This is a genomic window from Sinorhizobium arboris LMG 14919 (assembly GCF_000427465.1).
Lineage (GTDB): Bacteria > Pseudomonadota > Alphaproteobacteria > Rhizobiales > Rhizobiaceae > Sinorhizobium > Sinorhizobium arboris.
The window spans coordinates 1,446,197-1,470,646 of the sequence record NZ_ATYB01000014.1 but is presented as its reverse complement, the minus strand read 5'-3'; the positions used below and the strand labels follow the sequence as shown (position 1 = coordinate 1,470,646).

At 60.6% G+C, this 24,450-nt stretch carries 28 protein-coding genes and 5 tRNA genes; 12 read left to right on the top strand and 21 right to left on the bottom strand.

From position 1 onward, the window contains the following. Positions 1-76: 76 nt before the first annotated feature. Entirely contained in the window at positions 77-355 is a 279-nt protein-coding gene (locus tag SINAR_RS0118295; protein ID WP_028000420.1) for a hypothetical protein, read from the top strand. A 4-nt stretch (positions 356-359) separates the two neighbouring features. Here SINAR_RS0118295 and SINAR_RS0118290 read toward each other — a convergent pair. The 3 genes from SINAR_RS0118290 to SINAR_RS0118280 form a co-directional block, all read right to left on the bottom strand. After that, positions 360-445 (bottom strand) — tRNA-Leu (locus SINAR_RS0118290). 293 nt (positions 446-738) lie between these two features. Next, complete coding sequence (locus SINAR_RS0118285; RefSeq protein ID WP_028000419.1) at positions 739-1,329, bottom strand: hypothetical protein; 591 nt, start codon at positions 1,327-1,329, stop codon at positions 739-741. Positions 1,330-1,410: 81 nt separating this feature from the next. Then, positions 1,411-2,865, bottom strand: coding sequence for a TrkH family potassium uptake protein (locus tag SINAR_RS0118280; RefSeq protein WP_028000418.1), 1,455 nt, complete (start codon positions 2,863-2,865; stop codon positions 1,411-1,413). 160 nt (positions 2,866-3,025) lie between these two features. Between SINAR_RS0118280 and ilvA the strand changes: the two genes are divergently transcribed. Then, positions 3,026-4,273, top strand: a complete 1,248-nt coding sequence (ilvA, locus tag SINAR_RS0118275) for a threonine ammonia-lyase (protein WP_028000417.1) — start codon at positions 3,026-3,028, stop codon at positions 4,271-4,273. A 76-nt stretch (positions 4,274-4,349) separates the two neighbouring features. Further along, positions 4,350-4,667: an HlyU family transcriptional regulator gene (locus tag SINAR_RS0118270; protein WP_028000416.1), complete on the top strand. Its 318-nt coding sequence runs from the start codon at positions 4,350-4,352 to the stop codon at positions 4,665-4,667. 183 nt (positions 4,668-4,850) lie between these two features. Here SINAR_RS0118270 and SINAR_RS0118265 read toward each other — a convergent pair whose 3' ends face one another. Beyond that, on the bottom strand, positions 4,851-6,824 hold the full coding sequence (locus SINAR_RS0118265) for a bifunctional 2',3'-cyclic-nucleotide 2'-phosphodiesterase/3'-nucleotidase (protein WP_028000415.1): 1,974 nt from the start codon (positions 6,822-6,824) through the stop codon (positions 4,851-4,853). Between the two features lie 127 nt (positions 6,825-6,951). Next, on the bottom strand, positions 6,952-7,413 hold the full coding sequence (locus SINAR_RS0118260) for an Lrp/AsnC family transcriptional regulator (protein WP_028000414.1): 462 nt from the start codon (positions 7,411-7,413) through the stop codon (positions 6,952-6,954). 157 nt (positions 7,414-7,570) lie between these two features. On the opposite strand from SINAR_RS0118260, the gene ald reads away from it, so the two are divergent. After that, positions 7,571-8,689, top strand: coding sequence for an alanine dehydrogenase (gene ald, locus SINAR_RS0118255; RefSeq protein WP_028000413.1), 1,119 nt, complete (start codon positions 7,571-7,573; stop codon positions 8,687-8,689). A 48-nt stretch (positions 8,690-8,737) separates the two neighbouring features. Here the strand turns inward: ald and SINAR_RS0118250 are convergent, their stop codons facing one another. The 5 genes from SINAR_RS0118250 to SINAR_RS0118230 all read right to left on the bottom strand — a co-directional run bounded on the left by SINAR_RS0118250 (position 8,738) and on the right by SINAR_RS0118230 (position 12,586). Further along, the gene (locus SINAR_RS0118250) at positions 8,738-9,205 is read right to left on the bottom strand and encodes a DUF1203 domain-containing protein (RefSeq protein ID WP_028000412.1); all 468 of its coding nucleotides are present in this window, start codon (positions 9,203-9,205) and stop codon (positions 8,738-8,740) included. Positions 9,206-9,312: 107 nt separating this feature from the next. Next, a complete protein-coding gene (locus tag SINAR_RS0118245) occupies positions 9,313-9,876 on the bottom strand; it encodes a GNAT family N-acetyltransferase (protein WP_028000411.1) in 564 nt (187 codons plus the stop codon). A 5-nt stretch (positions 9,877-9,881) separates the two neighbouring features. Continuing rightward, a complete protein-coding gene (gene sseA, locus SINAR_RS0118240; RefSeq protein WP_028000410.1) occupies positions 9,882-10,745 on the bottom strand; it encodes a 3-mercaptopyruvate sulfurtransferase in 864 nt (287 codons plus the stop codon). A gap of 43 nt (positions 10,746-10,788) precedes the next feature. Then, entirely contained in the window at positions 10,789-11,538 is a 750-nt protein-coding gene (locus SINAR_RS0118235; RefSeq protein WP_028000409.1) for an alanyl-tRNA editing protein, read from the bottom strand. Positions 11,539-11,545: 7 nt separating this feature from the next. Continuing rightward, positions 11,546-12,586: a cysteine synthase A gene (locus tag SINAR_RS0118230; RefSeq protein ID WP_028000408.1), complete on the bottom strand. Its 1,041-nt coding sequence runs from the start codon at positions 12,584-12,586 to the stop codon at positions 11,546-11,548. 313 nt (positions 12,587-12,899) lie between these two features. On the opposite strand from SINAR_RS0118230, the gene SINAR_RS0118225 reads away from it, so the two are divergent. After that, positions 12,900-13,751, top strand: a complete 852-nt coding sequence (locus SINAR_RS0118225; RefSeq protein ID WP_028000407.1) for an SDR family NAD(P)-dependent oxidoreductase — start codon at positions 12,900-12,902, stop codon at positions 13,749-13,751. Here the strand turns inward: SINAR_RS0118225 and SINAR_RS0118220 are convergent. Next, complete coding sequence (locus tag SINAR_RS0118220; protein ID WP_028000406.1) at positions 13,739-14,065, bottom strand: SMR family transporter; 327 nt, start codon at positions 14,063-14,065, stop codon at positions 13,739-13,741. The two genes, SINAR_RS0118225 and SINAR_RS0118220, sit on opposite strands and share 13 nt — an antisense overlap. Further along, positions 14,062-14,400: an SMR family transporter gene (locus tag SINAR_RS0118215; protein WP_028000405.1), complete on the bottom strand. Its 339-nt coding sequence runs from the start codon at positions 14,398-14,400 to the stop codon at positions 14,062-14,064. The genes SINAR_RS0118220 and SINAR_RS0118215 overlap by 4 nt, the downstream gene beginning before the upstream one ends. Positions 14,401-14,649: 249 nt before the next feature. On the opposite strand from SINAR_RS0118215, the gene SINAR_RS0118210 reads away from it, so the two are divergent. Next, the gene (locus tag SINAR_RS0118210) at positions 14,650-14,889 is read left to right on the top strand and encodes an AbrB/MazE/SpoVT family DNA-binding domain-containing protein (protein WP_028000404.1); all 240 of its coding nucleotides are present in this window, start codon (positions 14,650-14,652) and stop codon (positions 14,887-14,889) included. After that, a complete protein-coding gene (locus tag SINAR_RS0118205) occupies positions 14,886-15,284 on the top strand; it encodes a type II toxin-antitoxin system VapC family toxin (protein WP_028000403.1) in 399 nt (132 codons plus the stop codon). Before SINAR_RS0118210 ends, SINAR_RS0118205 begins: the two co-directional genes overlap by 4 nt. Positions 15,285-15,742: 458 nt before the next feature. On the opposite strand, the gene SINAR_RS0118200 is transcribed toward SINAR_RS0118205, so the two are convergent. Beyond that, a tRNA-Asn gene (locus SINAR_RS0118200) sits at positions 15,743-15,817 on the bottom strand. 141 nt (positions 15,818-15,958) lie between these two features. Between SINAR_RS0118200 and SINAR_RS1000000137825 the strand changes: the two genes are divergently transcribed. Then, positions 15,959-16,267 (top strand): hypothetical protein, encoded by a 309-nt coding sequence (locus SINAR_RS1000000137825; protein WP_028000402.1) that lies wholly within the window; start codon positions 15,959-15,961, stop codon positions 16,265-16,267. A gap of 51 nt (positions 16,268-16,318) precedes the next feature. On the opposite strand, the gene SINAR_RS0118190 is transcribed toward SINAR_RS1000000137825, so the two are convergent. From SINAR_RS0118190 to SINAR_RS0118160, 7 genes are all read right to left on the bottom strand, one after another. Then, positions 16,319-16,666 carry a hypothetical protein gene (locus SINAR_RS0118190; protein ID WP_028000401.1) on the bottom strand — a complete coding sequence of 116 codons (348 nt, stop codon included), beginning with the start codon at positions 16,664-16,666 and terminating at the stop codon, positions 16,319-16,321. 296 nt (positions 16,667-16,962) lie between these two features. Continuing rightward, positions 16,963-17,036: transfer RNA gene (locus SINAR_RS0118185), tRNA-Cys, on the bottom strand. A gap of 168 nt (positions 17,037-17,204) precedes the next feature. Next, positions 17,205-17,921, bottom strand: coding sequence for a transcriptional repressor LexA (lexA, locus tag SINAR_RS0118180; protein WP_028000400.1), 717 nt, complete (start codon positions 17,919-17,921; stop codon positions 17,205-17,207). A 177-nt stretch (positions 17,922-18,098) separates the two neighbouring features. Further along, on the bottom strand, positions 18,099-18,263 hold the full coding sequence (locus tag SINAR_RS1000000135520; protein ID WP_084617500.1) for a hypothetical protein: 165 nt from the start codon (positions 18,261-18,263) through the stop codon (positions 18,099-18,101). Positions 18,264-18,436: 173 nt separating this feature from the next. Further along, positions 18,437-18,512, bottom strand: a tRNA-Ala gene (locus SINAR_RS0118170). Between the two features lie 145 nt (positions 18,513-18,657). After that, positions 18,658-18,747, bottom strand: a tRNA-Ser gene (locus SINAR_RS0118165). A gap of 197 nt (positions 18,748-18,944) precedes the next feature. After that, entirely contained in the window at positions 18,945-19,205 is a 261-nt protein-coding gene (locus SINAR_RS0118160; RefSeq protein ID WP_028000399.1) for a hypothetical protein, read from the bottom strand. 634 nt (positions 19,206-19,839) lie between these two features. Between SINAR_RS0118160 and SINAR_RS0118155 the strand changes: the two genes are divergently transcribed. The 4 genes from SINAR_RS0118155 to SINAR_RS0118140 are packed head-to-tail and all read left to right on the top strand — an operon-like array spanning position 19,840 to position 23,881. Beyond that, positions 19,840-20,880 (top strand): septal ring lytic transglycosylase RlpA family protein, encoded by a 1,041-nt coding sequence (locus SINAR_RS0118155; RefSeq protein WP_028000398.1) that lies wholly within the window; start codon positions 19,840-19,842, stop codon positions 20,878-20,880. Positions 20,881-20,936: 56 nt separating this feature from the next. Beyond that, positions 20,937-22,091, top strand: coding sequence for a D-alanyl-D-alanine carboxypeptidase family protein (locus SINAR_RS0118150; RefSeq protein ID WP_028000397.1), 1,155 nt, complete (start codon positions 20,937-20,939; stop codon positions 22,089-22,091). Between the two features lie 57 nt (positions 22,092-22,148). Continuing rightward, entirely contained in the window at positions 22,149-22,853 is a 705-nt protein-coding gene (gene tmk / locus SINAR_RS0118145) for a dTMP kinase (RefSeq protein ID WP_028000396.1), read from the top strand. Continuing rightward, on the top strand, positions 22,850-23,881 hold the full coding sequence (locus tag SINAR_RS0118140) for a DNA polymerase III subunit delta' (protein WP_028000395.1): 1,032 nt from the start codon (positions 22,850-22,852) through the stop codon (positions 23,879-23,881). Before tmk ends, SINAR_RS0118140 begins: the two co-directional genes overlap by 4 nt. A 97-nt stretch (positions 23,882-23,978) precedes the next feature. Here SINAR_RS0118140 and SINAR_RS0118135 read toward each other — a convergent pair whose 3' ends face one another. Continuing rightward, positions 23,979-24,290, bottom strand: a complete 312-nt coding sequence (locus SINAR_RS0118135; protein ID WP_028000394.1) for a pyrophosphohydrolase domain-containing protein — start codon at positions 24,288-24,290, stop codon at positions 23,979-23,981. Between the last annotated feature and the right edge of the window lie 160 nt (positions 24,291-24,450).

The window sequence follows — 24,450 nt, the reverse complement described above, 5'->3', positions numbered from 1 at the left end:
AACTGCACGGCTAGATACCTCGCGTAGGCCGAGAGAGTTCTCTCAATGGTGGTAATTCTAAGAAGCGGGGAATGAAATGATCGCGGTATTGTCTCAACTGGCTGGCGGCGCTGTTGCGGTTTTCCTTATCGCCTCTCTTCTCGCATGGATATTGGGGAAGGTTACCGAACTAGAGAAGCAATTGCGGTTAGGCATAGGGTTTCTGGCGGCTCCAATCGCGGCTGCTTTTATTTGGGTCTACGGCACCGGAGACGGTGACTTCTCTTACTTTGCTCAAGGATTGCTGCTTTACAGTGGTAGCGCCTTCTGGGCCTTGATAACGGCCGTTTTCGCCGGGAAGCTCTCCAAGGCATAATCATTGGTGCGGACGGCGGGGATCGAACCCGCACGGGCGTTGCCCGAGGCATTTTAAGTGCCTTGCGTCTACCTATTTCGCCACGTCCGCTCCGGGTTCCTCTTTAGCGAAATCTCTCGGAAATACAACGGCTTTCCGTGTGACAAACCCGTGTGACAATGCGTGTCACTCGGTGCCCCTGTGGAAAAATAGGTGATGCTAAATAGCTAGTCTTTTCAACCCGCTGGCTTTTGGCAAACCTCGGATTTAGGGACTTAAAATCCCTCGGGAAACCGTACGGGTTCGATTCCCGTCGTCCGTACCAGAGCCGCCTGATTTCTCCTTCCGGCCCGAGTGCTCCGCCTTGCGATCCTGGCGTGCTGCTGGCTGAGGTCGGCAATCTCTCAGGGGCCGGCGATTTCGAAGGGCTGGTCGACGCTTGCACTCCTGCCGCTGTTGATGTCGTTGAAGCGGTAGCGCAGCACATAGTTTCCGGATGGGGCCCCGGCTACGTCGATCCTCAGCGTTGCATAGATTTCCTGGTTGCGCAGATAGCCCTTGAAGGTGAAGTCGCCGAACGCCTTCTGGCTGGCGAGGACTTCTCCCTTCGGGTTGAGAATGTCGAAGTCGACCGTGAAGCGAGTCTCCAGCTTGCCCTTGTCGCTTGCCTCCTTCCAGGTAAGTCCCACGGGCTCGACATAGGATATGAGCGTTTCGCCCGTCTCGAATACCGGGGCGGGCTTCGGCTCGTACATCGCGAAGCCCGCCGGTGCTGCCGTGACGAAGACGGCCTTGCCGATGGAGAAGGGCAGGGTTTGCGAAAAGTCGCTCACGGCCTTGCGCAACGTTTCCTGCGCACCGGCGGCATCGCCGGAACTCGCCTGCTGTTCGGCCCTCGCCGCAGCGTCGGCGAGCGGCCCCGCCTCTGCATGCGTTTGGGCGAGGATGACGGTGGCGTTCGTGAGTGCCGCCAACAGGAGCAGGTGTTTCGCCATCGCGCTTCCCAGAATGCCCGATCGCTCTGAGCTTTCGGCATTTGGCACACCAAGTCAAGGCACGGCTGTAGCGGGCGACCGTTACTGCTTCCAGAAGACCGGAGTGAGCACGACGAGAACGGTCAATACCTCCAGACGTCCGAGCAGCATCATCATCGACAGCAGGTAGAGCTCGGGGTCCTGGAGGGTCGAGAAGTTGCCCGCAGGACCGATGATGCTGCCGAGGCCGGGGCCGACATTGGAGAGGCACGTGATCACCGCCGACACGGCTGTGACAAAATCATAGCCGAGGGCCCCCATAAACAGACTGCCGAAGACCCAGAGCAGGATATAGGTAATGAAAAACAGCAGGATGGCACGTTGAACGTCCGCATCGACCGTACTCTTGCCGTAACGCACCGCATAGACCGCGTTCGGGTAGACGAGTTTGTTCAGGGCCGACCTAACGGCGTTGAAGAGCACGACAAACCGATAGGCCTTCATGCCGCCGGACGTGGAGCCGGAGCAGCCTCCGATAAAGGTGCATATGAACGCAACCATGAACACGAAGGGACCCCACATGCTGTAGTCCTGGCTCGCGTAGCCGGTAGTCGACAGAAGCGACGTGACATTGAAGAAGGCGTGGGTCAGTGCCAGGTGAAAATCAACGCCGTTGGCAAGTCTGTTGTAGGTCGCGACCGCAACCGAGAAGGCTGTGAGGTACGCCAGGAATACGATGATCTGAGGATCGCGAAGCGCGTCCAGGCGTCCGCGAACGACGAGCACGATCAGGATCGAAAAGGGCAGGCTGCAGAGCGCCATGAAGAAGGTGCTGACCCAGTAGAGGGGAATGCTGGCAAAATGGCCGAATGACGCGTCGTGAGTCGAAAAGCCGCCCGTGGCGACGGTCGTCATCGCATGATTGATGGCATCGAACCGGCTCATCCCGAGCATGGCGTAGCTGATCGCGCAAAGCAGGGTCAGCGACACATAGATGACGAGAAAGGCGCGGCCGAAGCTTGCGAGGCGAGCGAACGGTTTGTCGCTGGTGTCGGAGGATTCCATCTTGAAGAAGGACATGCCGCCGACACGCAGGTAAGGGATGATGAAGAGGCCGAGAACGACGATGCCGATGCCGCCAAGCCAGCTGAGGAGCGAGCGCCAAAGCAGGAGGCCCGGAGGCGCGTCATCGAGCCCGACGATAACGGTTGAACCGGTGGTCGTTACCGCCGATACGGACTCGAACAGAGCCTGGGCAAAATCGAGGTCGACCGACGAAAGCCAGAGTGGAATGGCGCCGACGATCGAGAAGACGAACCACAGCACGTTCACCACCAGGAAGCCGAACTTTTTCGAGAACGGCGGGGGACCGGCACGCGTGGCCATGAACGTGGTCGACGAGATAGCGCCCGTCATGAAGGCCGTCACGGCAAAAACCTGCCAGTCCGGGTGTCCGTAGTAGAGATCGACCAGAGCCGGAAGCAGCATCGCGCCGGAGAGATAGAACCCCAGGATCGCCGCGAGATGGACAGCATGCCGGATCAGATTCGCGTTCAAGCTCTTGATTTCCTGCAAGCGGTTGTCGATGGGCCCGGCGATCGCCCGGAGTGGACGCGATAGTGCTGCGGGTCATCGATTCGTGTCAAATCGATGGTTTCCGGCGCGGCAATGTGCAATAGCGACTGCTATCGGCAAACTCAACGGGTGAAGTCACGTGATGAAGCAGGATGTTGAAAAAGCGGCGGCGGCCATGCGCGAGATCTTTCCGCCAACGCCCCTGCAACTCAACGAACATCTGAGCGCGCGCTATGGAGCCAGCGTCTTTCTGAAGCGCGAGGACCTTTCCCCGGTGCGGTCCTATAAGATCCGCGGCGCCTTCAATTTCTTCCGCAAGTCGCTCGGTTCCGGAGCGGCTGGAAAGACCTTCGTTTGCGCTTCCGCGGGCAATCATGCGCAAGGCTTTGCCTTTGTCTGCCGTCACTTCGGCGTTCCCGGCGTCGTCTTCATGCCCGTGACGACGCCCCAGCAGAAGATCGACAAGACGCGCATGTTCGGCGGCGAATTCATAACGATCCGGCTCGTCGGCGATATTTTCGATCAATGCTACCAGTCGGCGCGCGATCATGTGCAAGCGATCGGCGGCGTCATGGTGCCGCCCTTCGATCATGACGATATCATCGAGGGTCAGGCCACGGTTGCAGCTGAAATAACCGAACAATTGCCCGCCGGTCTCATGGCCGATCTCGTCGTCCTGCCCGTCGGCGGCGGCGGGTTGGCCGCCGGCGTGACAGGCTATTTGGCTGACAGCCTTTCGGCAGACCGCTTTCTGTTCTGCGAACCGGAGGGGGCCCCGAGCTTCAGGCGCAGCCTGGAACTCGGCAGCGTCGTCACGCTCGAGCAAGTGGACAATTTCGTCGATGGCGCGGCGGTTGCACGGATCGGCGACCTGAATTTTGCAGCGCTGCGGAGATTTTCGCCGGAACAGGTGATGCTGCTGCCGGAGAATGCGATCTGCCTGACGATCACCGAAATGTTGAATGTCGAAGGCGTGGTTCTCGAACCCGCCGGTGCGCTCGCGATCACTGCGCTGGAGGCGCTTGGCCGCGAAAAGCTCGATGGCAAGATCGTCGTGGCTGTCGTTTCCGGAGGCAATTTCGACTTTGAGCGCCTGCCGGACGTGAAGGAGCGGGCCATGCGCCATGCGGGACTCAAGAAGTATTTCATTCTGCGCATGGCTCAGCGTCCGGGGGCGCTTCGCGATTTCCTCAGCCTGCTCGGAGAGGAGGACGATATCGCGCGGTTCGAGTATCTGAAAAAATCGGCGCGAAATTTCGGTTCGGTGCTCATCGGCATCGAGACGAAGCACGCGGAGAATTTTCCCGTTCTCAAACAGCGTTTCGATGCGGCAGGGCTGCGTTACCAGGACATCACCGAGAACGAGATACTCGCCAACTTCGTCATTTGAATCGGCGGTGACCGCCCGCGCCAATCTGGTCAATTTTGGCTTTGACAGCGCCGGCGAGCACGGCTAACTGTAAGGCATGGCATCGTTTTTCTCGAAATTATTCGGCCGGTCCAGCTCTGAAGCGCAGGCGCAGCCTGCGGCGGGCAAGACCGAGAACTATGCGGATTGCGTGATCCGGGCGACGCCTCAACGCGAGGGATCGCAGTACCGACTTGCCGGCAGCATCGAAAAGCCGATGCCGGACGGCGAAACGAAGGTGCGCAGCTTCATCCGAGCAGATCTCTTCACCTCCGAGCAGGACGCGATCGACTCGGCGTTTCGCAAGGGACGCCAGATCATCGATGAGCAGCGCGCGGCCCTCTTTTCCGACGACGCTCAGTCCCGGTCGGTCTGATGCCAAGCGATGATAATCGCTAAATCCATCAGCCTCTTGTGAGCCTGTTCTCATGTTTTGCATGAGATCACGGTGACTTCAGCCGGATCGACCCAGAGCGTTGTCGCTGTTGAAAAGGTTGATGCAGGCGGAATGCGGACCGGAAACCGACCCGCTCCTCTCCCGGCAGCCGCGACGACAATGTCACAGCTTGATTCTGAACCGGGCGAAACCATCGCTCCCGTCGCCTGCATCTTCGATTTTCACCGCCTTGACTTCTTCCAGGAACTGCCGCGCCTTCGGGCCGCTATCGAAGAGAACGCTCGTGTCCTTTTGCGGCGCGAAGGTCCAGTTCGCGTCCGCCGATGGGTTGATCGTTCCCTGTTCGACGATGTAGCGCACGATGACGTCGCGATTGGTGTCGGGCGCGGCGAAGACGACCTTGTCGGCAGTGATGCCCGGAAAGTTGCCGCCACCCCCGGCACGGTAATTATTCGTCGCAACGACGAATTTCTGCGCGGGATCGATTGGTTTGCCCTCGAACTTCAAGTCGCGGATGCGGTGGGCGTCCGGGTTCGCTAGGTTGCCGTCCTTGTCGTATTTTGCCGGCTGCGAGAGATCGATCTGGTAGGTGACGCCGTCGATCACGTCGAAATTGTAGGAGGGGAAAGCACCATTGATCAGGCTTGCGTCGACGGAACCGGGCGCGATCTGATTGAAGATGCCGGCGGACATTTCGAGCCAGTTGCGCACCTCGTCGCCGGTGATGACGACCGCCTGCACCGTATTCGGATAGAGATAGAGGTCGGCGACATTCTTGATGGCGATGGCGCCCGCTGGAACATCCGTATAGTACTCGGCGCCACCGCGCCCGCCGGCCTTGAAAGGCGCCGCGGCGGAGAGGACCGGCAGGTCCCTGTGCTCGGTGTCCTTGAGCATGTCGCGGATATACCAGGTCTGGGCCTGGCTCACGATCTGCACGGACGGATCGTCTGCGACCAGCGCGAAATAGGAGTAAAGCGGCGCCGAGGTCTTGCCGACGGGGGTACGGACGTAGGCGAGCGTCGCATCATGGTCCTTCTTCGCAGCTGCCAGCACGTCCGGCTGGTCGCCGACCTCGGCGATCACCTTCTTCTCTTCCCGGCGAAAGATCGGCCGCGCCTCGCTCGTCGAACCGATCACGCGCCATTGGCCGCCGTCACGTTCGAGCAGCAGATCGATGAGGCCGAGATGCGATCCCCAGAAGCCGCCCATGACGCCCGGTTTACCGGAAATCAGCCCCTTGGCGTTGTCGACACCCGGCATGCCGTCGAATTTGGGACCAGGAAAATCGAGATGGCTGTGGCCGGTCACGATGGCATCGATACCGTCGATCGCAGCCAGGGGCACGGACGCGTTTTCCAGATTCTCTGCATAAGCCTGCTGCCCTATGCCGGAATGGGAGAGGGCGATCACGATCTCGGCGCCTTCCTCGCGCATCTGCGGCACCCAGGCATGCGCAGCCTTGACGATGTCGCGCGCATTGGCCTTGCCTTCCAGATTCTTGGCGTCCCAGGTCATGATCTGCGGCGGCACGAAGCCAATGAGGCCGACGCGGATCGGGTGTTCCTGACCGGCGCCGTCCTTCACTTTTCGGTCGAGGATTACATAGGGCTTGAGAAAGAGTTCGTCCTGGCGCGGGTCGGCGGCCAGGGCGCCTTTGGTCAGATTGGCGCAGACGATAGGAAAGTTTGCGCCATCGAGTACATTGAACATGAAGTCCAGGCCGTAATTGAACTCGTGATTGCCGAGCGTGCCGCAGTCGTAGCCGAGCACGTTCATCGCGGCGATCACCGGATGCATGTCGCCTTCCTTCATGCCGCGCTTGTAGGCGATGTAATCGCCCATCGGATTGCCCTGAAGAAAATCGCCATTGTCGACGAGGATCGCGTTCGTCGCCTCGGCGCGGATCGCATCGACGATCGAAGCGGTGCGCGCCAGGCCGAGCGTGTCGTTCGGCTTGTCGGCATAATAGTCGTAAGGAAAGACATGGACATGGAGGTCCGTGGTTTCCATGATCCTGAGATGCGCCTGATTGGCAGTCGCGCGGGCCGAAAAAGGATGCAGCACGACAAGAGCCGACGAGGCGGCAAGGCCGCCGAGCAGGGTCCGGCGCGATATGGCATGCAAAGCGGTCATCGGTGATCTCCCGTCGAAAGCGCGTCGATGTGTTCAGACAAGCGTGACTATGGCGGAATGCCCCGGCGGCGCAAAGCGGTTGATTCTTGTAGACACAATTGTCGCAGCACTTGCAGAAGCAGCGACCTCAGATGCCGACATTGGGGCGGTCGATAACTTCGCGGAGCGAAAAACTCGAATTGATCTTTACCACATGCGGCAGAGCCGAAAGCCAATCCCGATGGATGCGTTCGTAGTCCTCCAGGTCCTTTGCCGCCACGCGCAGGATGTAGTCATATTCCCCCGACATCAGATAGCATACGAGCACGTTCGGGCAGAGCTTCACCGCCGCTTCGAACTCGGCAAGGGTCTTTGCGAACTGCCCGGAGAGGGAGATGTGGACGATCACCATGATCTTGTAGTCGAGCGCCTTGTGAGCGATGCGTGCATGATAGCCGGCAATCGTCCCGGATTTCTCGAGAATGTCGACCCGCCGCGAACAGGCGGACGGGGAGAGTCCGACCTTCGACGCAAGGTCGGCGTTCGAGATCCGGCCGTCCTGTTGCAGAATGCGCAGAATCGAACGATCGATAGCATCCAAGTCACTCATTCGTACCTTCTTTCAAATATTCGCCACTTGACGCAAGAATTCCCGAAAGCAGTGCATGGATGAGCACTTCTTTGCAAGGACATTCTGGACGCCATCTGTTTTGCTTGACGCCTCATCAACGCGGCGGAAAGCCCACAGATAGGAGAGGAACGCCAGGATGCGTGTCGGTTGCCCGAAGGAAATCAAAAACCATGAATACCGTGTCGGTCTGACGCCCGGATCAGTACGGGAATACGTCGCCCACGGTCACGAGGTCATCGTGGAAACCAAGGCCGGGGCAGGGATCGGGGCGGACGACGACGCTTACCGGGCTGCCGGTGCGAGGATCGTACCGACCGCCAAGGAAGTCTTCGAAAAGGCGGACATGATCGTCAAGGTCAAGGAGCCGCAGCCCTCGGAATGGGCGCAGCTGCGCGAAGGCCAAATTCTCTACACCTATCTCCATCTCGCACCAGACCCGGAACAGACCCAGGGACTTCTCAAGTCCGGCGTCACTGCTGTCGCCTATGAGACCGTAACGGATGAGCGCGGCGGCCTCCCGCTCCTTGCGCCGATGTCCGAGGTCGCGGGACGGCTTGCGATCCAGGCGGGCGCCACCTCGCTCCAGAAGGCAAATGGCGGCCGCGGCATCCTGCTCGGCGGGGTCCCGGGCGTTCTTCCGGCCAAGGTGGCAATCATCGGTGGCGGCGTTGTCGGCCTGCATGCTGCCAAAATGGCCGCGGGCCTCGGGGCCGATGTCTCGATCCTCGACCGGTCTCTCCCGCGTCTGCGCCAACTCGACGACATCTTCAACGGCCGTGTCCATACGCGCTACTCGACGATCGACGCCCTGGAGGAGGAAGTCTTTGCCGCCGACCTGGTGATCGGGGCGGTGCTCATTCCCGGCGCCGCTGCGCCGAAGCTCGTCACACGCGAAATGCTTTCCGCTATGAAGAAGGGCGCTGTCATTGTCGATGTCGCAATCGACCAGGGCGGCTGCTTCGAGACGTCGCATGCGACCACGCACTCCGAGCCCACCTATGAGGTCGACGGTATCGTGCATTACTGCGTCGCAAACATGCCGGGCGCGGTGCCGATTACATCGGCCCACGCCCTCAACAACGCGACCCTCCAATACGGACTGCAGCTCGCCGACCGCGGCCTCAAGGCGATTGCCGAAGACCGGCATCTGCGCGCCGGCCTCAATGTCCATCGGGGCCGAGTGACGAATGTCGCGGTCGCCGAAGCGCTCGGCTACGATGCCCACGCCCCTGAGGCCGCCCTCAACGTCGCCTGACGCGATCTTAGGTTTGTCGCCCGGCGCTGCCATGCGCCGGGCTCCCACTCAGCTTGCTTCGATGCGGCACTGGTAGCAATTGTATTTCCCGGAACGTACATGCACGAAGGCGACGTCCGGTCGTGCCAGCAATTCCTCGGCGCGCTGCTCGAGATACTCGGCCTCTACGGCCCCGCCGGTGCCGTAGACGATGCGCTCATCTCGCCCGTAGCCGCGTAGAAGATAGCTTTTGCTCGATGCGAGGATCGGCGGCAGTGAGCCTCCGTCGTGGATCGCGCAATGTTCAGCATGCATGAAAATCGGCCCCGTTTCGGCATAGGCCTGAACCGACGAAAACGGCCGGTAGGCGAGAACGAGATATGGCTGTCCCTCATCGATATTTCGAAGACAGTGCCGGCATGGCATGCCGTCGCCATCCGAAATGTGCCGCTCGGGCAGAGCGCCATAGGCATCCCGGCCACCTTGCCTAAGCCGCTCCGCCTCCTCGACGGGCATTGCAACGTAATGGAGTTTCATAGTGCTTCTCCCGATTGGCTGAACTCAGGAGACGATGCTCTGTGCCGGTACGAGGCGACACCCGATACTTGCCGGGTCGTTGCCGCGTAGCGAGAGCGGATGCGGATTCAGAGCTTCTTTGCGAAGGCGAGAAGTTCCTCGTCGCTCAGCGGCTCGACCACCGTCTCGCGCGTCGCGACCGGTGAAAATCCGAACTGCTGGTATAGCTGCAGCGCCCGAGGGTGATCGAGATTGTTCGTCGTGACCGTGACCTTGCGCGGGTTCATGGCCCAGGCAGCAAACAATGCCTGCAGCAGGAACCACTTGCCGAGTCCCAGGCCGAGCGCGTGCTCCATGAGCCCGAAATGGGTGAGGTCGATGACGTCATCGTCCCCTTGCTGGAATTCGAAGAAGCCGGCCGGCGCACCGTCCACATACAGCACCATGACCGTCGTTCGCTTGTCGTGGAGAATGGCTGCCAGATCGTCGTCGCTCATACGCAGGCGCTCGGCCCAGTGCCAGCGTTTGCCGACACGCAGATAGAGAAAGCGGTAGTAGGCGAGCGAAATGTCCGATACGCGCAGGATTGCCGTATGGATGTTGATCGGCATCGGCAGGCTTTGCTTCGGCGGCGACGTCATTTCGAGTTCGGTCACGTGCGCCGTGATCGCGGCAGGCTTCGACCTTGGCATGGCTCTCACTCTCTACCGGTTGCAACCGGGGTGTCGGGCCGGCTACCCCATTCCGACCAGGAGCCATCATAAAGCGTATTGTCCTTATGTCCCAAGGATTGAAGCGCAAGCGTGATGATGGCGGCGGTTATGCCGGAACCGCAGGTCGTGACGACCGGCCCTGTCAGATCGATGCCGGCGTCCGCGAAAGTCCGGCGCAATGCATCGAGATTCTTGAACTTTCCATTCTCGGAAAAGACACCGGAGGGCAGACTCGTCGCACCCGGCATATGGCCCGACCGCATGCCTGCCCGCGGCTCCGGTTCCTCTCCGGCAAATCGCCCGGCGCTGCGCGCATCGGCAATCTGAGAGAGCCGGCGCTCGACCACATCCCTCATGCGTTCGAACGAGATGACCGCGTTCGGATTGAAAGTCGCGTTGAACGTTTGCGGACTGGGCTTCGGGATCTTGGTCGTCGTCGGACGGCCTTCCGCTATCCAACCGTCCATCCCGCCGTCGAGAACGAAGACATTCCTGGCACCCATGATCCGGAACATCCACCAGACCCTCGGGGCGGTAAAAATTCCCGGACCGTCGTAAACGACGATCGTGTCGTTCTCACTGATTCCCATTGCGCCCACGGCATCGGAAAATGCCTCAGGAGAGGGCAGGGTGTGCGGCAGCGCGCTCGCCCGGTCGGCGATCGTGTCCTGATCGAAAAAGACCGCCCCGGGGATGTGCGCGGCGGTGTATTCGGCCCTCGGATCGCGTTTCTGCGCCGGCAGATACCAGGCGGCATCGAGGATTTTGACCGACGGATCATCGAGGCGCTGTTCAAGCCAGTCCGCAGAAACGACAAAGCTGCTCTTCTTTTCGTTCTCACCATTCATCGTCGTCACTCCACTGGCTTGACCGTGTCGTTCGCTGCCCGCGCTAAACCGCAGCCCCATCCGCAGCCGTCGCGAAGCGTATGCGGAAACGCCTGTTTTCCTTACCTTTCTTCTCGATCTTGGCGATGTGGATCGCGCCCACTTCCTGCGTTTCGGAAACATGCGTCCCGCCGCAGGGCTGGCTGTCAATCGATGAATTCTCGCCGATGCAGACGAGACTGACGCGGCCAAGCCCCATCGGCGGGCGGACGTTCTTCGACTTGACGATGCCCGGATTGGAGGCCAGCTCCTCGTCGGTGATCCACTGTACGTAGACGGGATGGTTCTCTTCGACGAGGTTCATCAGCGCTGCCGTGACCTGATCCTTTTCGATCGTTTCGCTCATGTCGAAGTCTACGCGGCTTTCCTCCTCTCCCACGGCTGCGCCGGTAATCGGGAAGGGGCAGACGACCGACAGCAGATGGCAGGCCGTATGCATGCGCATCAGCCGGTAGCGGCGCGGCCAGTCGATGTGCAGCACGAGCTTCTCTCCGACCGCCGGCGCGGGCGCGCCCTCCGCGGGAATATGCACGATAATGTCCTTGGTCGCGCCATGCCGGGTGTCGACGATGTCAATGCGGCTGCCGTCTTCGCGTTCTATGAAGCCCCTGTCGCCGGGCTGACCGCCGGATGCGGCGTAGAAGCAGGTCTGGTCGAACTCGATGCCGCCGTCTTCCAGGATCGCCGTCACGCGTGCTTCGCAGGTCGAAAGGTAAAAATCATCTCGGAAGAGGGCGGTGACGGATCTGGTCATGGCAATTCTATCCAGCGGGTTCGTATGGCACTGCTATGTTCGAAGCCGTCTTCAACCAGGCCGGAACCGGCAGACCCTTGGAGGTCAGGAAGTCGGGATTGAAGAGTTTCGACTGATAGCGGTTACCATAGTCGCAGAGGATCGTCACGACCGTGTGTCCGGGTCCAAGGTCGCGGGCCAGGCGCACGGCCCCGGCGATGTTGATGCCGGTCGAGCCGCCGACGCAAATGCCTTCCTTTTCGACGAGGTCGAAGACATAGGGCACCGCTTCAGCATCTGGAATCTGGTAGGCGAAGTCCGGCGTGAAACCTTCGAGGTTCGCGGTGATTCGTCCCTGGCCGATACCTTCGGTGATCGAGCTTCCGCTCGACTTGAGTTCGCCATGGGCATAGAAATTGTAAAGCGCCGCCCCTTCCGGGTCGGCAATGCCGATCTTGATCGCCGCGTTGCGGGCGCGCAACCCTTCCGCCACGCCGGCAAGCGTGCCGCCGGAGCCGACGGCGCAGATGAAACCGTCGACTTTGCCATCGGTGTCGCGCCAGATTTCAGGCGCGGTCGTATCGAGATGCGCTTGCCGGTTGGCGACATTGTCGAACTGGTTCGCCCAGATGGCGCCGTTCGGCTCGGTTTCGGCCAATTGAGCGGCAAGCCGGCCGGAGATCTTCACGTAGTTGTTGGGATTCCTGTAGGGCACCGCCGGAACCTCGACCAGCTCGGCACCAAGCAGGCGCAACGCGTCCTTCTTCTCCTGACTCTGGGTTTCGGGAATGACGATAACCGTGCGGTATCCGAGCGCGCTGCCGACCACGGCAAGCCCGATTCCCGTGTTTCCAGCGGTGCCTTCGACAATCACGCCGCCCGGACGCAATTGGCCGGCTTTCTCCGCCTGGCGGATGATCCAAAGCGCCGCCCGGTCCTTCACGGACTGCCCGGGGTTGAGAAACTCCGCTTTGCCGAGAATGTTGCAGCCGGTCGCTTCGGAAACGGCCTTGAGCCGGATCAGCGGCGTATTGCCGATTGCTTCGAGCACGGACGGAAGAACAGACATTTTGAGACCTCGCGCTGGACGGAACGGATGCCGGCAATAGCCAAGCACTAACCTCGATCGACGGCAAGCCGATAAACATTTGGTTTCATGAGCAGGATCGCCGAAATATTGGCGTGTTTTCGGCTCAGTCTGTCCTACAGGCAAGGAATAGCGTTTCGCAGCTTTCCTGTCCCGGGCAAAAAACGTCTCTGCCGTCAATCGACGGGCGGGAAGCGGAGGTTGCCGGGCAGGCGCTTGCCGTCCGGAGAGGTATGGTGGCCGACCGCTGGCGCGGATGCCCGATGAGAAACCCCCGTCGACGCGCGAGGAAAAAATGACAGCTGTATTCACCGCCCGCCCTGAACATGGATTGGCATGGGTCACCGGCGCAAGCTCCGGCATCGGTCGTGCCGTAGCGCGTCGACTCGTCGAAGAAGGATATACGGTCGTCGTCACGGCGCGAAGTCACGAGAAGCTGGTAGAGCTTCAGCATGAGGCGGCCGGGCCGGGACGGATCATCGTTCTCGATGGAGACGTCACCGATCCGATGGACATGGAACGGCTGCTGGCCGCGATCGAATACGAGCACGGACAGGTGGCACTCGCTATTCTCAACGCCGGCGTCGTGCTGCCGGTCCGTGGCGACGATCTGCGCCGCGACGCGTTCGACCGGAGCTTTGCCGTCAATCTCGGCGGCGTCGTCAACTGTCTCGTGCCTCTGGTCGAGCACATGAAGTCAAAGGGGCACGGCCAGATCGCGATCATGTCGTCGGTGGCCGGCTACGGCGGCCTGCCGATGAGCGCCGCCTACGGTGCGAGCAAGGCCGCACTCATCAACATGGCGGAAAGTCTGAAATTCGACCTCGATCGCATCGGCATCCGCCTGCAGGTCATCTGTCCGGGATTCGTGGATACGCAGGCTGCGGCGAAAGGCGGCTTCCCGAGACCTGCGCTGGTGAGTACGGAGGAGGCGTCAGACCGGATATGCGCTGGACTGAGGTCTTCGCGTTTCGAGATCACCTTCCCGAAACGATTTACCTATCTGGTAAAATTGCTGCGAATCCTGCCCTATGGGCTTTATTTCGCGCTTCTCGACTGGCTGGTGCCGGGGAGGGCAGCCGTCGCTTCGGGCACCCCAAGAAAAAAACGCTCGGGATCCGACGGGCAGCCGCGTCAGGCAGTGTGAAGCACCAGGACCGCGCCGAAAATCAAAGACAGTCCAACCCAGCCGATCGGTTTCAGCCTCTGGCCGAAGAAAAAGCGGCCGCAGAGAGCCGTACCGAAGATTCCGGTCGCGCCGAGAACGGCATAGGCGACCGCCAGGTCCATATCCTTGATCGCTTCCGCCAGCAGCGCGAAGGCCGCAAGCACCAGGACGATCGAAAGAACACCCCAGCCGCGGCGCGCAAATCCGTTCGACTTCGTGGAGGCGAGATTCGCGGCGACGTCGAGGACTCCTGCGGCGACCGCAAATGCAAAAGAAACGCCCGGCGCACTCATGCGGCTACTTCCTCGCCATCGCTCTTGCCCGCGTTGAGGAGAACGATCCCTGCGACGGCCATCGCAAGGCCGAGCATCTCTTGGCTGGAGAGGGCGTGGCCGAAAACGAAAACAGAGACGAGCGTTATTACAGCGACGCCGGACCCTTCCCACACCGCATAGGCGACACCTACCGGAATGGTCTTCACCGCTCGTGCCAGAAAGACGTAGGAAAGCGCGATCGAGGCATACATGGCCACGTGTCCCCAATAGGAGCCGGCTGCCGCCTTCATCACCGTCAGGCCGACGACCTCGGTCGCGATCGCGAGTACCAGGAAAATCCATGCAAGACGCATGAGGAGCCTTCGAGAAAATCAGCCCGACATATGAAAAGAGCCATTCGGGCTGACCTGCTACTGAACTTTCACCCAGCGGCGATTAAAGCCTCGGCGGTTTTCGTTACCCGATTGGCGCGGCGGGAGCAACCGCCGGAAACGCGTAGCCTTCATCTAGCGTAGCCCCGCGCATCGCATCCGGGCTCAGGAATCTTGACGTTGTAGCGTGCCTACATTACTTTTCTCCTTACAAATTATAAGGAGAAATTTATGTCGACGGCGACCATCACCTCGAAAGGGCAGATCACCATCCCGGCGAAAGTCAGGACCGATATGGGCCTGACCGCCGGTGACAGGGTGGATTTCATCCGCATGGAGGACGGCCACTATGCCGTCGTGCCCGCTTCCCACTCGATCAAATCGCTCAAAGGAATCGTTCCGCGTCCGGCAAAGCCCGTCAGCCTGGACGACATGCAGGCGGCGATCGCGGCCGGCGTGACCAGCGAATGATCGGCGTCGATACCAACATCCTCGTCCGCTACCTCGCGCAGGACGATGAAGTGCAGTCTCCGGCTGCCTCGCGGATCATCGACGGTTTCACCCCGGACGCGCCGGGCTTCATCTCGCAGGTCGTGCTTGTCGAGACGGTATGGGTGCTAACACGCGCCTACAGAATGTCGCGGCAAGCCATTGCGGACACGGTGGAAACACTTCTGCGTGCACGGGAGATCGTGGTCGAGCGCACCGATGCCGGCTATCTGGCGCTGACGACCTATCGTGCCACCGGAGCCGACTTTTCCGATGCGCTGATCGCTCATGCCGGCCGTCTGGCCGGATGCAGCGAGACGCTCACCTTCGACAAGGGCGCCGCCGCGGACGCGGACATGCGCCTCGTGAGGGCCTGACGATGGCGGTGACCCACGATTACCAGCAAGTTTCTCGGCTACGCAGCGGCACGCCCTGTTCCAGACCGCCGACGCCGATGCCCGCCTGACGCGCCTCTACGAGGCGATCCAGGTCGGGATCGCTGACCGGACGGACGAGAACCTCAAGGGCCGCATCGCCGAACTGGGGCCGATTCGGCGCGTGCTGACGCGGAGCGCGCCGAAACGAAGGATGGGGATCGGCCGATCGAGATCGCGCCGGAGATGGTTCGCCGATTCGCCGCCGACGCCAAGCGCAAGCTACGGACCTTTGACGGCGGTATGCCCGCCACCACGTGCAGAACCTCGCCCAGAGGGTCGAGGTCAGCGAAAGCGAGGTGAAGATTGTGGGATCGGAGCCCAAGCTGTTCGATGCGCTTCCAGCGGCCGGATGTGAGGTGTTAACTCGCAGGCGCGAAGCTTGCAGTTCTGAGCCAAAGTGGCTCCCCGGGCCGGATTCGAACCGGCGACCTATCGATTAACAGTCGAGTGCTCTACCGCTGAGCTACCAGGGAACATCTGCGCCGCAGAAGTGAGGCTGCTAATACAAATGCTTTTCCGATTTGCCAAGTGCTTTTTCAAAAAAAATGACGGGAACCGGTTGCCGCCCTGTGGAGAAGGCACCAAGTGTGGGCCATTGGTACGAAAGAACAACGATGGCGACTGAAGGCAAGAAGAGGCATTTTGGCATAGATCCCAAGACGCGTGAGATCGTGCTCGGCAGCTGGCGGATAAGCTTGCCCAGTTCCCCCGCCTTGCGTGTCCTCATCGGCGTGCTGCTCGTGTGTGGCGGTTTGCTCGGTTTTTTACCGGTGCTGGGCTTCTGGATGGTTCCTCTGGGCCTTCTCGTGCTTTCGCACGATATACCCTCGATCCGTCGCCGGCGCCGCAGGCTGGCCGTATGGTGGGCGCGATGGCGCGGGAAACCGAATTCCCCCGGGCCCAATTCCTCCGACAGGCCGTGATTCGCTCGAATCGCGAAGAGGACCACCTCTCCTGCGGGCGCACTGCATTTTTCAGTCGTCAGAACTACCCGGCTTTCGTCGCCACTTTGGCAGAAGAGCAAATATGACGCAGACGAGTACCAGAGCAGTCGGCCAGAAGTCGGTCGCCTGATCCCAACTCCATTTCCACATTTTGTAACCTTCAAGGTGAGGCGGCTGCAGGTTTGCGCTGATCTCGAAATCACGTTTCTCGCGTCCGTGAAAGTGTCCGGCGGCGAATGCGAGGCCGATGATCAGCGCCAGCCTCCTCGGCGCAACCACCATGAACAGCAGGGCGACGACTGCTGCGATACAGAAGCCCTCGACCACATGGCCGAGCCAATCAAAGTGGCGCTGAATGTAGCCCCAGGGAATATCCATCATGTCGCGCTTCGAGTACCGCCGCTCCCGACGAGCCGGGCTGACAGGGTGCTATAGCACAACCGCCAATCAGGGGGCCACAAAGTCCTCGGGACCTCAGCTCGGCGCTGTCCTTCGCGAATACGGATCCTGCGTTCGTCTGACGAAGGTTATTCGGTCTCGCCTTGTGAATGTCGTCACGCGACGACCAAGCCGCAATGTCAGAGCTGCTGAGGGGCAGCTGAGCGTGACTGAAGGGCTGTTGATGGCAAAGAAAAGAAAATTTCTCGTGCAGCAAAGCCGGATTCGTATGGCTTTGGAGGCCTCGGCCGGAATTGAACCGGCGTACAAGGATTTGCAGTCCTCTGCGTCACCACTCCGCCACGAGGCCTCTACGATTTGGATTTTCAAATCGTGGCGCGGATTTAGAATGATTGATCGGAATCCGCAAGAGGGTTCATTTCGAATAGGGGCTTTTTTATTCTGTTTAACTGTTTGCCTTCCGTTCTACGGATGGCGTGGTCATGATGCTCGAAGGCTCAACACCTTATCTGACGCCCTAGTGGTAGCGCCGGATGAGGCCGACCAGGCGACCTTGGATCTTGACCCGATCAGGACCGAATATGCGTGTTTCGTAAGCCGGATTGGCGGCCTCGAGCGCAATGGAGGCGCCCTTGCGCCGGAATCGCTTCAGGGTGGCTTCCTCATCGTCGATCAGGGCGACGACGATATCTCCTGGGCTGGCGGTGCTTCCATTCCGGATGATCACCGTATCGCCGTCGAGGATACCGGCCTCGATCATCGAATCGCCTTTGATCTCGAGAGCGTAATGCTCGCCATTGCCGATCATTTCGACCGGTACCGAAATATCGTGCATATTGTTCTGGATTGCAGAAATCGGCACGCCGGCAGCAATGCGGCCCATGACCGGAACGGTAACCGATGCGGTCTCGGCCGGCGGCGGCGCCTTCGGTGCGGGGGGCGGCGCTGCGGGCTTGCCGAGGCTGCCTTCGATCACGCTAGGCGAAAAGCCGCGGCGGACCTGCGAAGTGCCGGTATAGGCCTCCGGCAACTTGATGACTTCCAGAGCCCGCGCACGATTCGGTAGCCGGCGAATAAACCCGCGCTCTTCGAGTGCCGTGATCAAACGGTGAATGCCCGACTTGGACGCGAGGTCCAGAGCGTCTTTCATCTCGTCGAAGGACGGCGGGACCCCGGATTCCTTCATTCGTTCATGAATGAACAGAAGCAATTCCTGTTGCTTGCGGGTCAGCATGGCGCGTCACTCCAGAATCGCGAAACAAATCAAGAACAGAACCTATCTGTTCCATATGTGTTCCGCAAGTACCTAAAATTCCGTGAATTTCGCTTGCTGCTCTATGCAAGGGCGCAACGCCGGCATGCCGGGCAAAGATCACCGGTGTCTTCGGAGGCGAGGGCGGACTATGCGGGCCTAGTAGGCAAGGCGCAGCCCGCCCGGCGTAAGAACGTCGAATTCAGGCTCGGGATAGGGCCCGTACCATTGGGTGTAGGTCGTGTTGGTCGAGCCTGTGCTCGCGCATGCCGAAAGGGCGAAAAGGGCAAAGATTACCGCTGCCACCAAAGATTTATCAGGCATGTTTTTCTCCGCTCGCGGGAGTTGCCCAGACCTCGGAGGGGTCAGACCAAAACTTTCTCTCAAATCAGCTTTCTTGGCAAGCGCAGCCGAACCGTCGGGCCGACCGAGACTGGCGCAACCCGGCGGGGTTGCGGCAGTATTACCTATGTCTCCGGGTCGGACAAAGGTCAGGATGGTGGAGCCGAAGGGAGTCGAACCCTCGACCTCCGCAGTGCGATTGCGGCGCTCTCCCAACTGAGCTACGACCCCACTGATCAACGATTGTATATGAGTTTTCGCTCGCCTGCGCCAGCGCATTCCGCTTGCCGACCATATTGTAATGCAAGGATGCGGTTAATAGCTGCAGGCCGCGTGAACTCAAACGGCATGCATCGCGGTGCACTGATTTTCTGAATGGCGGAAGAGGTGGGATTCGAACCCACGGTACGCTTTCACGCACGCCGGTTTTCAAGACCGGTGCCTTAAACCGCTCGGCCACTCTTCCAAGTGATTGAGGAGCTTCGTGAAATTCGTTTCCGAGTTCTCGATAGACCGGCGATCGCTGCCGGTTTGCTGCCCATTCACCAACGGCTGGCTTTTTAGCAGCTTTGATCGCATCGTCAACGTGCTCCGGAGCATTTGCGTGCGTTCCGGGCCTGCCCGACGGGGAGAAATCGGTCGCACGCCGCGCGTCCCTGCTGATCATCGTAAGCGCCGGTTGAGAATTATTCTGAGGCGGGCGCTGGTCCGGTTGCGGCCGGACTGTTCCTCCATCGATCCTTCCGGCGCAAATGGCGGCCAGTCGAAGTCTTCGCCGAGCGCGTCTCTGGCCTGCAGTCCATCGAGGCGATGGAGCAGGGCGACGATCATCTCACGGTCGCTGATGCCGCTGCCAGGCTCCAAATAGGCGAACAGGTCTCTGCGACAGTCCTCTATGAGCACTCTCATCTTGTCGGCATTCATGGACGTCCTCCCGAGGGTGCGCGCCGCACTGGGCCACATACGCCCAGGACACAGACAAGGACAATCGTCTCGGGCGCTGTTCAGTGTCTCGCACTGCGGTCAGCCTTTCTTCGCCTGCGGGGCGTACACCGCGACCTCCCGGTCGCCGCCCGTCGCTCCGGCGGTCCATAATCGTCTCATACATTGCGAGAGCCTTTTGGACGTCGAGCCAGAGCGCAGGAGGCACACCGGGAACGGAGCCCCAGAGTTGCACCGACGGGAAGCTTCGGTCAGCTCTGAGGCGCCACACCCTGCGGCTTACGAGAGTGCCGCCCAGGCGCTTATTGCGATATGTGGCGGCAGCGACACCCGGCAACGGGCTTAGGACCTTTGGCAAGTCCTGTCGGACTATGGTCCAGCGGCACATTTACGTTCCGTAAACCATGACGGGAGATTTTCAGACCCCCTTCGCCTTCCAGTTCGCAATTTCGCCTTGTTGTTGTCATGATTGTTCGACTGTTTCGTTTCGGGACGGCGAAATTCTGGCGGGGAACTACTGCACGATTGCGCAAAATCTCTGCGCGTCCGGTCGGAAGCGTGAGCGCTATTGGAGCGGATTTTCGGGTGCGGCTTTGCGAATGATCTTGTGGGACAGATGACATCCAATAACGGTGCGGCATATCTTGTGAGGGGGCTCCGCCTCGCAGCGGTTCCGTTGCTTTGCGCGGTGCTTGCGGCCTGCGGATCGACGCCGAGCGTCAAGAAGACCAAGGCGCGGAGCAAGGAGTATTTCGCCGAGTCCGTCTATGGTGTCAAAGCCAGCCCCAGAGTCGCCACCGGGGACAATATTCCCAAGGGTGGTGGTCGCTACCAGGTCGGCAAACCCTATCAGGTAAAGGGCAAGTGGTATCAGCCGAAGGAGGATTTCGGCTATAACAAGAGCGGGATGGCATCTTGGTACGGGTCGGCCTTTCATGGCCGGCTGACGGCGAATGGCGAAGTCTATGACAAGCACCACCTTTCGGCCGCACACCCGACTTTTCCGCTGCCGAGCTATGCCCGCGTGACGAATCTGGAGAATGGAACGTCGGTCATCGTGCGTGTCAACGATCGCGGACCTTATGAGTACGGCCGGATCATCGACGTCTCTTCGAAGACCGCCGACCTGCTGGATATCAAGCGCAAGGGCAGTGCCAATGTTCGCGTTCAGTATATCGGCCGCGCGCCCCTAGAAGGCAACGACATGCCCTACCTCATGGCTTCCTACGTCAGGAAGGGCGACCGTAGCCCGAGCGTCATGCCGGAAGGACAGATCGCAACAGGCGTGATGGTCGCCTCCAACAAGCCGTTGCGCGATCTGGTTCCGGAGCTCAGTGCTGTGCCCGTTCCGAATAAGTCGAAGCTCGGCACCGGCGTGCCGATGAACGCACTTGCTGAGCCGGCGCGGCCCTCTTCAATGCCGAGCGCGTTCGGCGAGTTTGCGATTCTGCCGGAGATCGGCCCCATGCCGACGTCGCGCCCGCAATTGATCCCGCTGCCGGACGGCAGCATGGCCTATGCTTCGGCATATGTCGAAGTCCGCGTCAGCGACAAACCTTCGCCCTTCGAAGCGATCATGGTCGATCGCAATCCGCTGACGCCCGATTCCATTCTCGCCTATGCGAAGCGCCAGAATCGAAGCGTCCACCTGCACTGACTCCGGTTGAAGAGGGTTTTTCGCGCTGCTATGCCCATGAAGAACCGGAGTTTCTCATGCGCATGAAGTGCATTGCGGTCGCAGCTTTTCTCGCGGCCATCGTTTCGGGGCAAGCGGTCGCACAAACGCCCGCCTTCGACACCAAAGCGAAACAGATATATCTCGTCGATGCTGAAACGGGCACGGTGCTCTTTTCACGCGACGAGGATGCGCCTGTCCCGCCTGCCTCGCTCGCCAAGCTCATGGCGATGGAGGTGGTTTTCGAGGCCCTGGACAAGGGCGAAGTGACGCCCGAGACGACTTTCCAGGTCTCGGAACATGCGTGGCGTACCGGCGGCGCTCCTTCCGGCACCGCAACGATGTTCGCCGCCATAAAATCCAGGATCCGAGTTGCGGATCTCATCCAGGGCGCAACGGTGCAACTTGCCAACGACGCCTGCATCGTGCTGGCCGAAGGCATGACCGGCAGCGAGGCTGCCTTTGCCGAACGGATGACCAAGCGGGCGCGCGAACTCGGGCTGCCGGTCGCCACCTTCAAGAATGCCACCGGGCTGCCGCATCCGGAAAACAAGATCACGATGCGCGAACTCGTCGCCCTTGCGCGGCACCTGTACGAGGCGCATCCGAATCACTACCGCCTCTATTCGCAGCCTGAATTCGAGTGGAACAAGATCCTTCAGCGCAACAAGAACCCGCTGATCGCTGCGAATGTCGGCGTCGACGGCCTGGCTACCGGTTTTGCGGAGGGTTTCGGCTTCTCGCTGACCGCCTCGATGCAACGGGGCGAGCGCCGCGTCTATCTTGCGATGGGTGGCCTTGAGAGCGACAAGGAGAGAATCGAGGAGAGCCGCAGGGTCCTCGATTGGGCGATGACCGCTTTCGAGAAACGGCGCATTTTTGCAGATGGTGAGACCATCGGAGAAGCGAGCGTCTATGGCGGCGCAGATTCGCGGGTGCCGCTCGTAGCGGCCGGCCCGGTCGACGTTCTGCTGCCGGTAAAAAATCCGGAACGGCTGACGGCTCGCATCATCTACAAATGGCCGCTCAATGCGCCGGTCGCTGCCGGCCAGCAGGTCGGCGTCGTCAAGCTCTGGAACGGGGAAAAGCTGCTACGGGAGGTGCCCGTCAGGACGGCAAAGGCGGTCGAACCCGGAACGCTTGCCAGCCGGGCGCTCGATGCGCTGCAGGAACTGCTGTTCTTCTGGTTGTGACAAATGCGCGTCGCGACGGTTCCTTCCACCGGACCGATCGGCTAAAGAGGGACCGATATGCACGCCGATCCGAGAATTGAAGTGTCGCTGGTCAAGGGTTTGTTCATAACATTCGAGGGGGGAGAGGGGGCCGGCAAGTCGACCCAGATGCGCCTTCTTGCGGAAGCGCTCAGCGGGCGCGGCTACCGCGTGCTCACCACGCGCGAGCCGGGCGGCTCCGCCGGCGCCGAAGCGGTCCGCCACGTCCTTCTTTCAGGCGCGGCGGAGTCCTTCGGAGTTCGCATGGAAGCGATCCTCTTTGCGGCCGCCCGCAGCGATCATGTCGAGGAGGTGATCCGTCCGGCGCTCCAGCAGGGAACGATCGTCCTTTGCGATCGATTCATGGATTCCTCTCGCGTCTATCAGGGAGTGACGGGCAACCTGGAACCGGCTTTCGTCGAAACCTTGGAACGCGTTGCCGTGAACGGCGTCATTCCCGACTGCACCATCATCTTCGATCTTCCTGCTTCGGTCGGGCTCGAGCGCGCTCGTCGTCGCGCCGCAAACGACAGTCCCGACCGATTTGAAAAGGAACAGCTGGAAACGCACGAAAAACGGCGCGAAGCATTTCTCGACATTGCTGCGGCCGATCCGGAGCGCTGCCGCGTCGTCGATGCCAACCGTCCGCCGGACGCGATTGCGGCCGAGGTGTTCAGCCTTGTCGAGGCGCTGCTTCCCGCCGAGGACAAGCCGCAGCCTTCGAATGCGGAAGCGACGTCATGACCACGGAACATCCAGGTGTGCTGGAGGGGGCGCTCGCTCCGGCGACGAACAGCAAGCTCTTTGGCCATCAGCAAGCGGAAGCGTTTCTCGCGCAGAGCTACAGGTCCGGCAAGGGACATCATGCGATCCTGATCGAAGGGCCGGAGGGAATCGGCAAGGCGACGCTCGCCTTTCGCTTCGCCAATCATGTTCTGAGCCATCCGGACCCGGCAGAAGCCCCCGACAGGCTTGCCGATCCTGACCCCGCCTCGATCGTCACGCGGCAGCTTGCTACTGGCGCGTCGCACAACCTGCTCCATCTCAAGCGTCCGGTGGACGAGAAGACGGGCAGGGCGAAGGCGGCCATCACGGTCGACGAGGTACGCCGCGCCGGCAAGTTCTTTGGGCAGACGTCAGGCACCGGAAACTGGCGCATCGTCATCATCGATCCCGCCGACGATCTCAACCGAAATGCCGCCAATGCGATTTTGAAGATATTGGAGGAGCCGCCGCGTCGTTCGCTGTTCCTGGTGCTCACCCATGCGCCGGGGAAGCTCCTGCCGACCATCCGTTCGCGTTGCCTGCCTTTGCGGCTGAAGCCTCTGGAGACGGAAGCCCTGCGCCAGGCGCTTGCGCATCTCGGCCTCGATCTCACCGGTTCCGGCGCCGACCGTGTTCTCGCCGCCGCGAGCGGCAGCGTTTCGGAGGCGCTGAAGCTGATAAACTATGGCGGACTGGATATCGCCGCGGCTTTCGAAGACATCCTGGCGGGGCAGGGTCCTTCCGTCCGCAAGAACATGCACAAGCTCGCCGACGCTCTGTCGGGCAAGGACAGCGAAACGATCTTCGATTTCTTCTCGTCGCTGCTGTCAGGGCGCATCATGCAGCTGGCACGCGAGGCGGCGATCGCAGGCGACGTGGCCAGGGCCGAGCGGTTCGCGAGGCTCTCCAGCAGCGTTGGCGAACGCCTCGCGCTGAGCGATGCCTACAATCTCGATCGCAAGCAGACGATCCTTTCCCTGCTCGACGATCTCAGAGAGGCCCTGTAGGCAAGAGGGAATGAGGGAAGGTGTGTGCGGCTTTCCGCCCGCACCCCGCGTCTCGACTATTGGAATCGATGACGTTCACGATTTTACCTCCCCCGGCCTAATCGTCGTGACTGGGCACGAATTTCCATTTTCGCTCTATCGCTGCAGCGAGATCGATATCGTTATGGTGGGCGAAGAGCAGGACATGGCCGAGGAGATCCGCCGTTTCGTCGGCGAGCGACTGCAGCAGGGTATCCGGCGGGACCTCCCGATTGCGCCCGCGACCGGTTACACTGTTCCATGCCTGCGTCAGTTCTCCCACCTCTTCCTGCAGTTTCAGGATATACCAGTCCGGGTCACGTCTGATCGCATGCTTCGCCGCATAGACCGCGGACGCTTCCTCGAATTTTCGTTTGAGCCCACTGAGCACGCACGCCTCCCTGAAGCACTTCCAGGAAAAGTCTGCAACGGTTTCCGTCCGGAAGTGCGTGGTCTCGAAATGATCCAGCTTGTTTCTGTTTTGTTCCGATTTTCGGCTCGTGTCAATCGGGACCGTTTCTCAAAGCCTCGGGCGACGGGGGAGGGCTTTT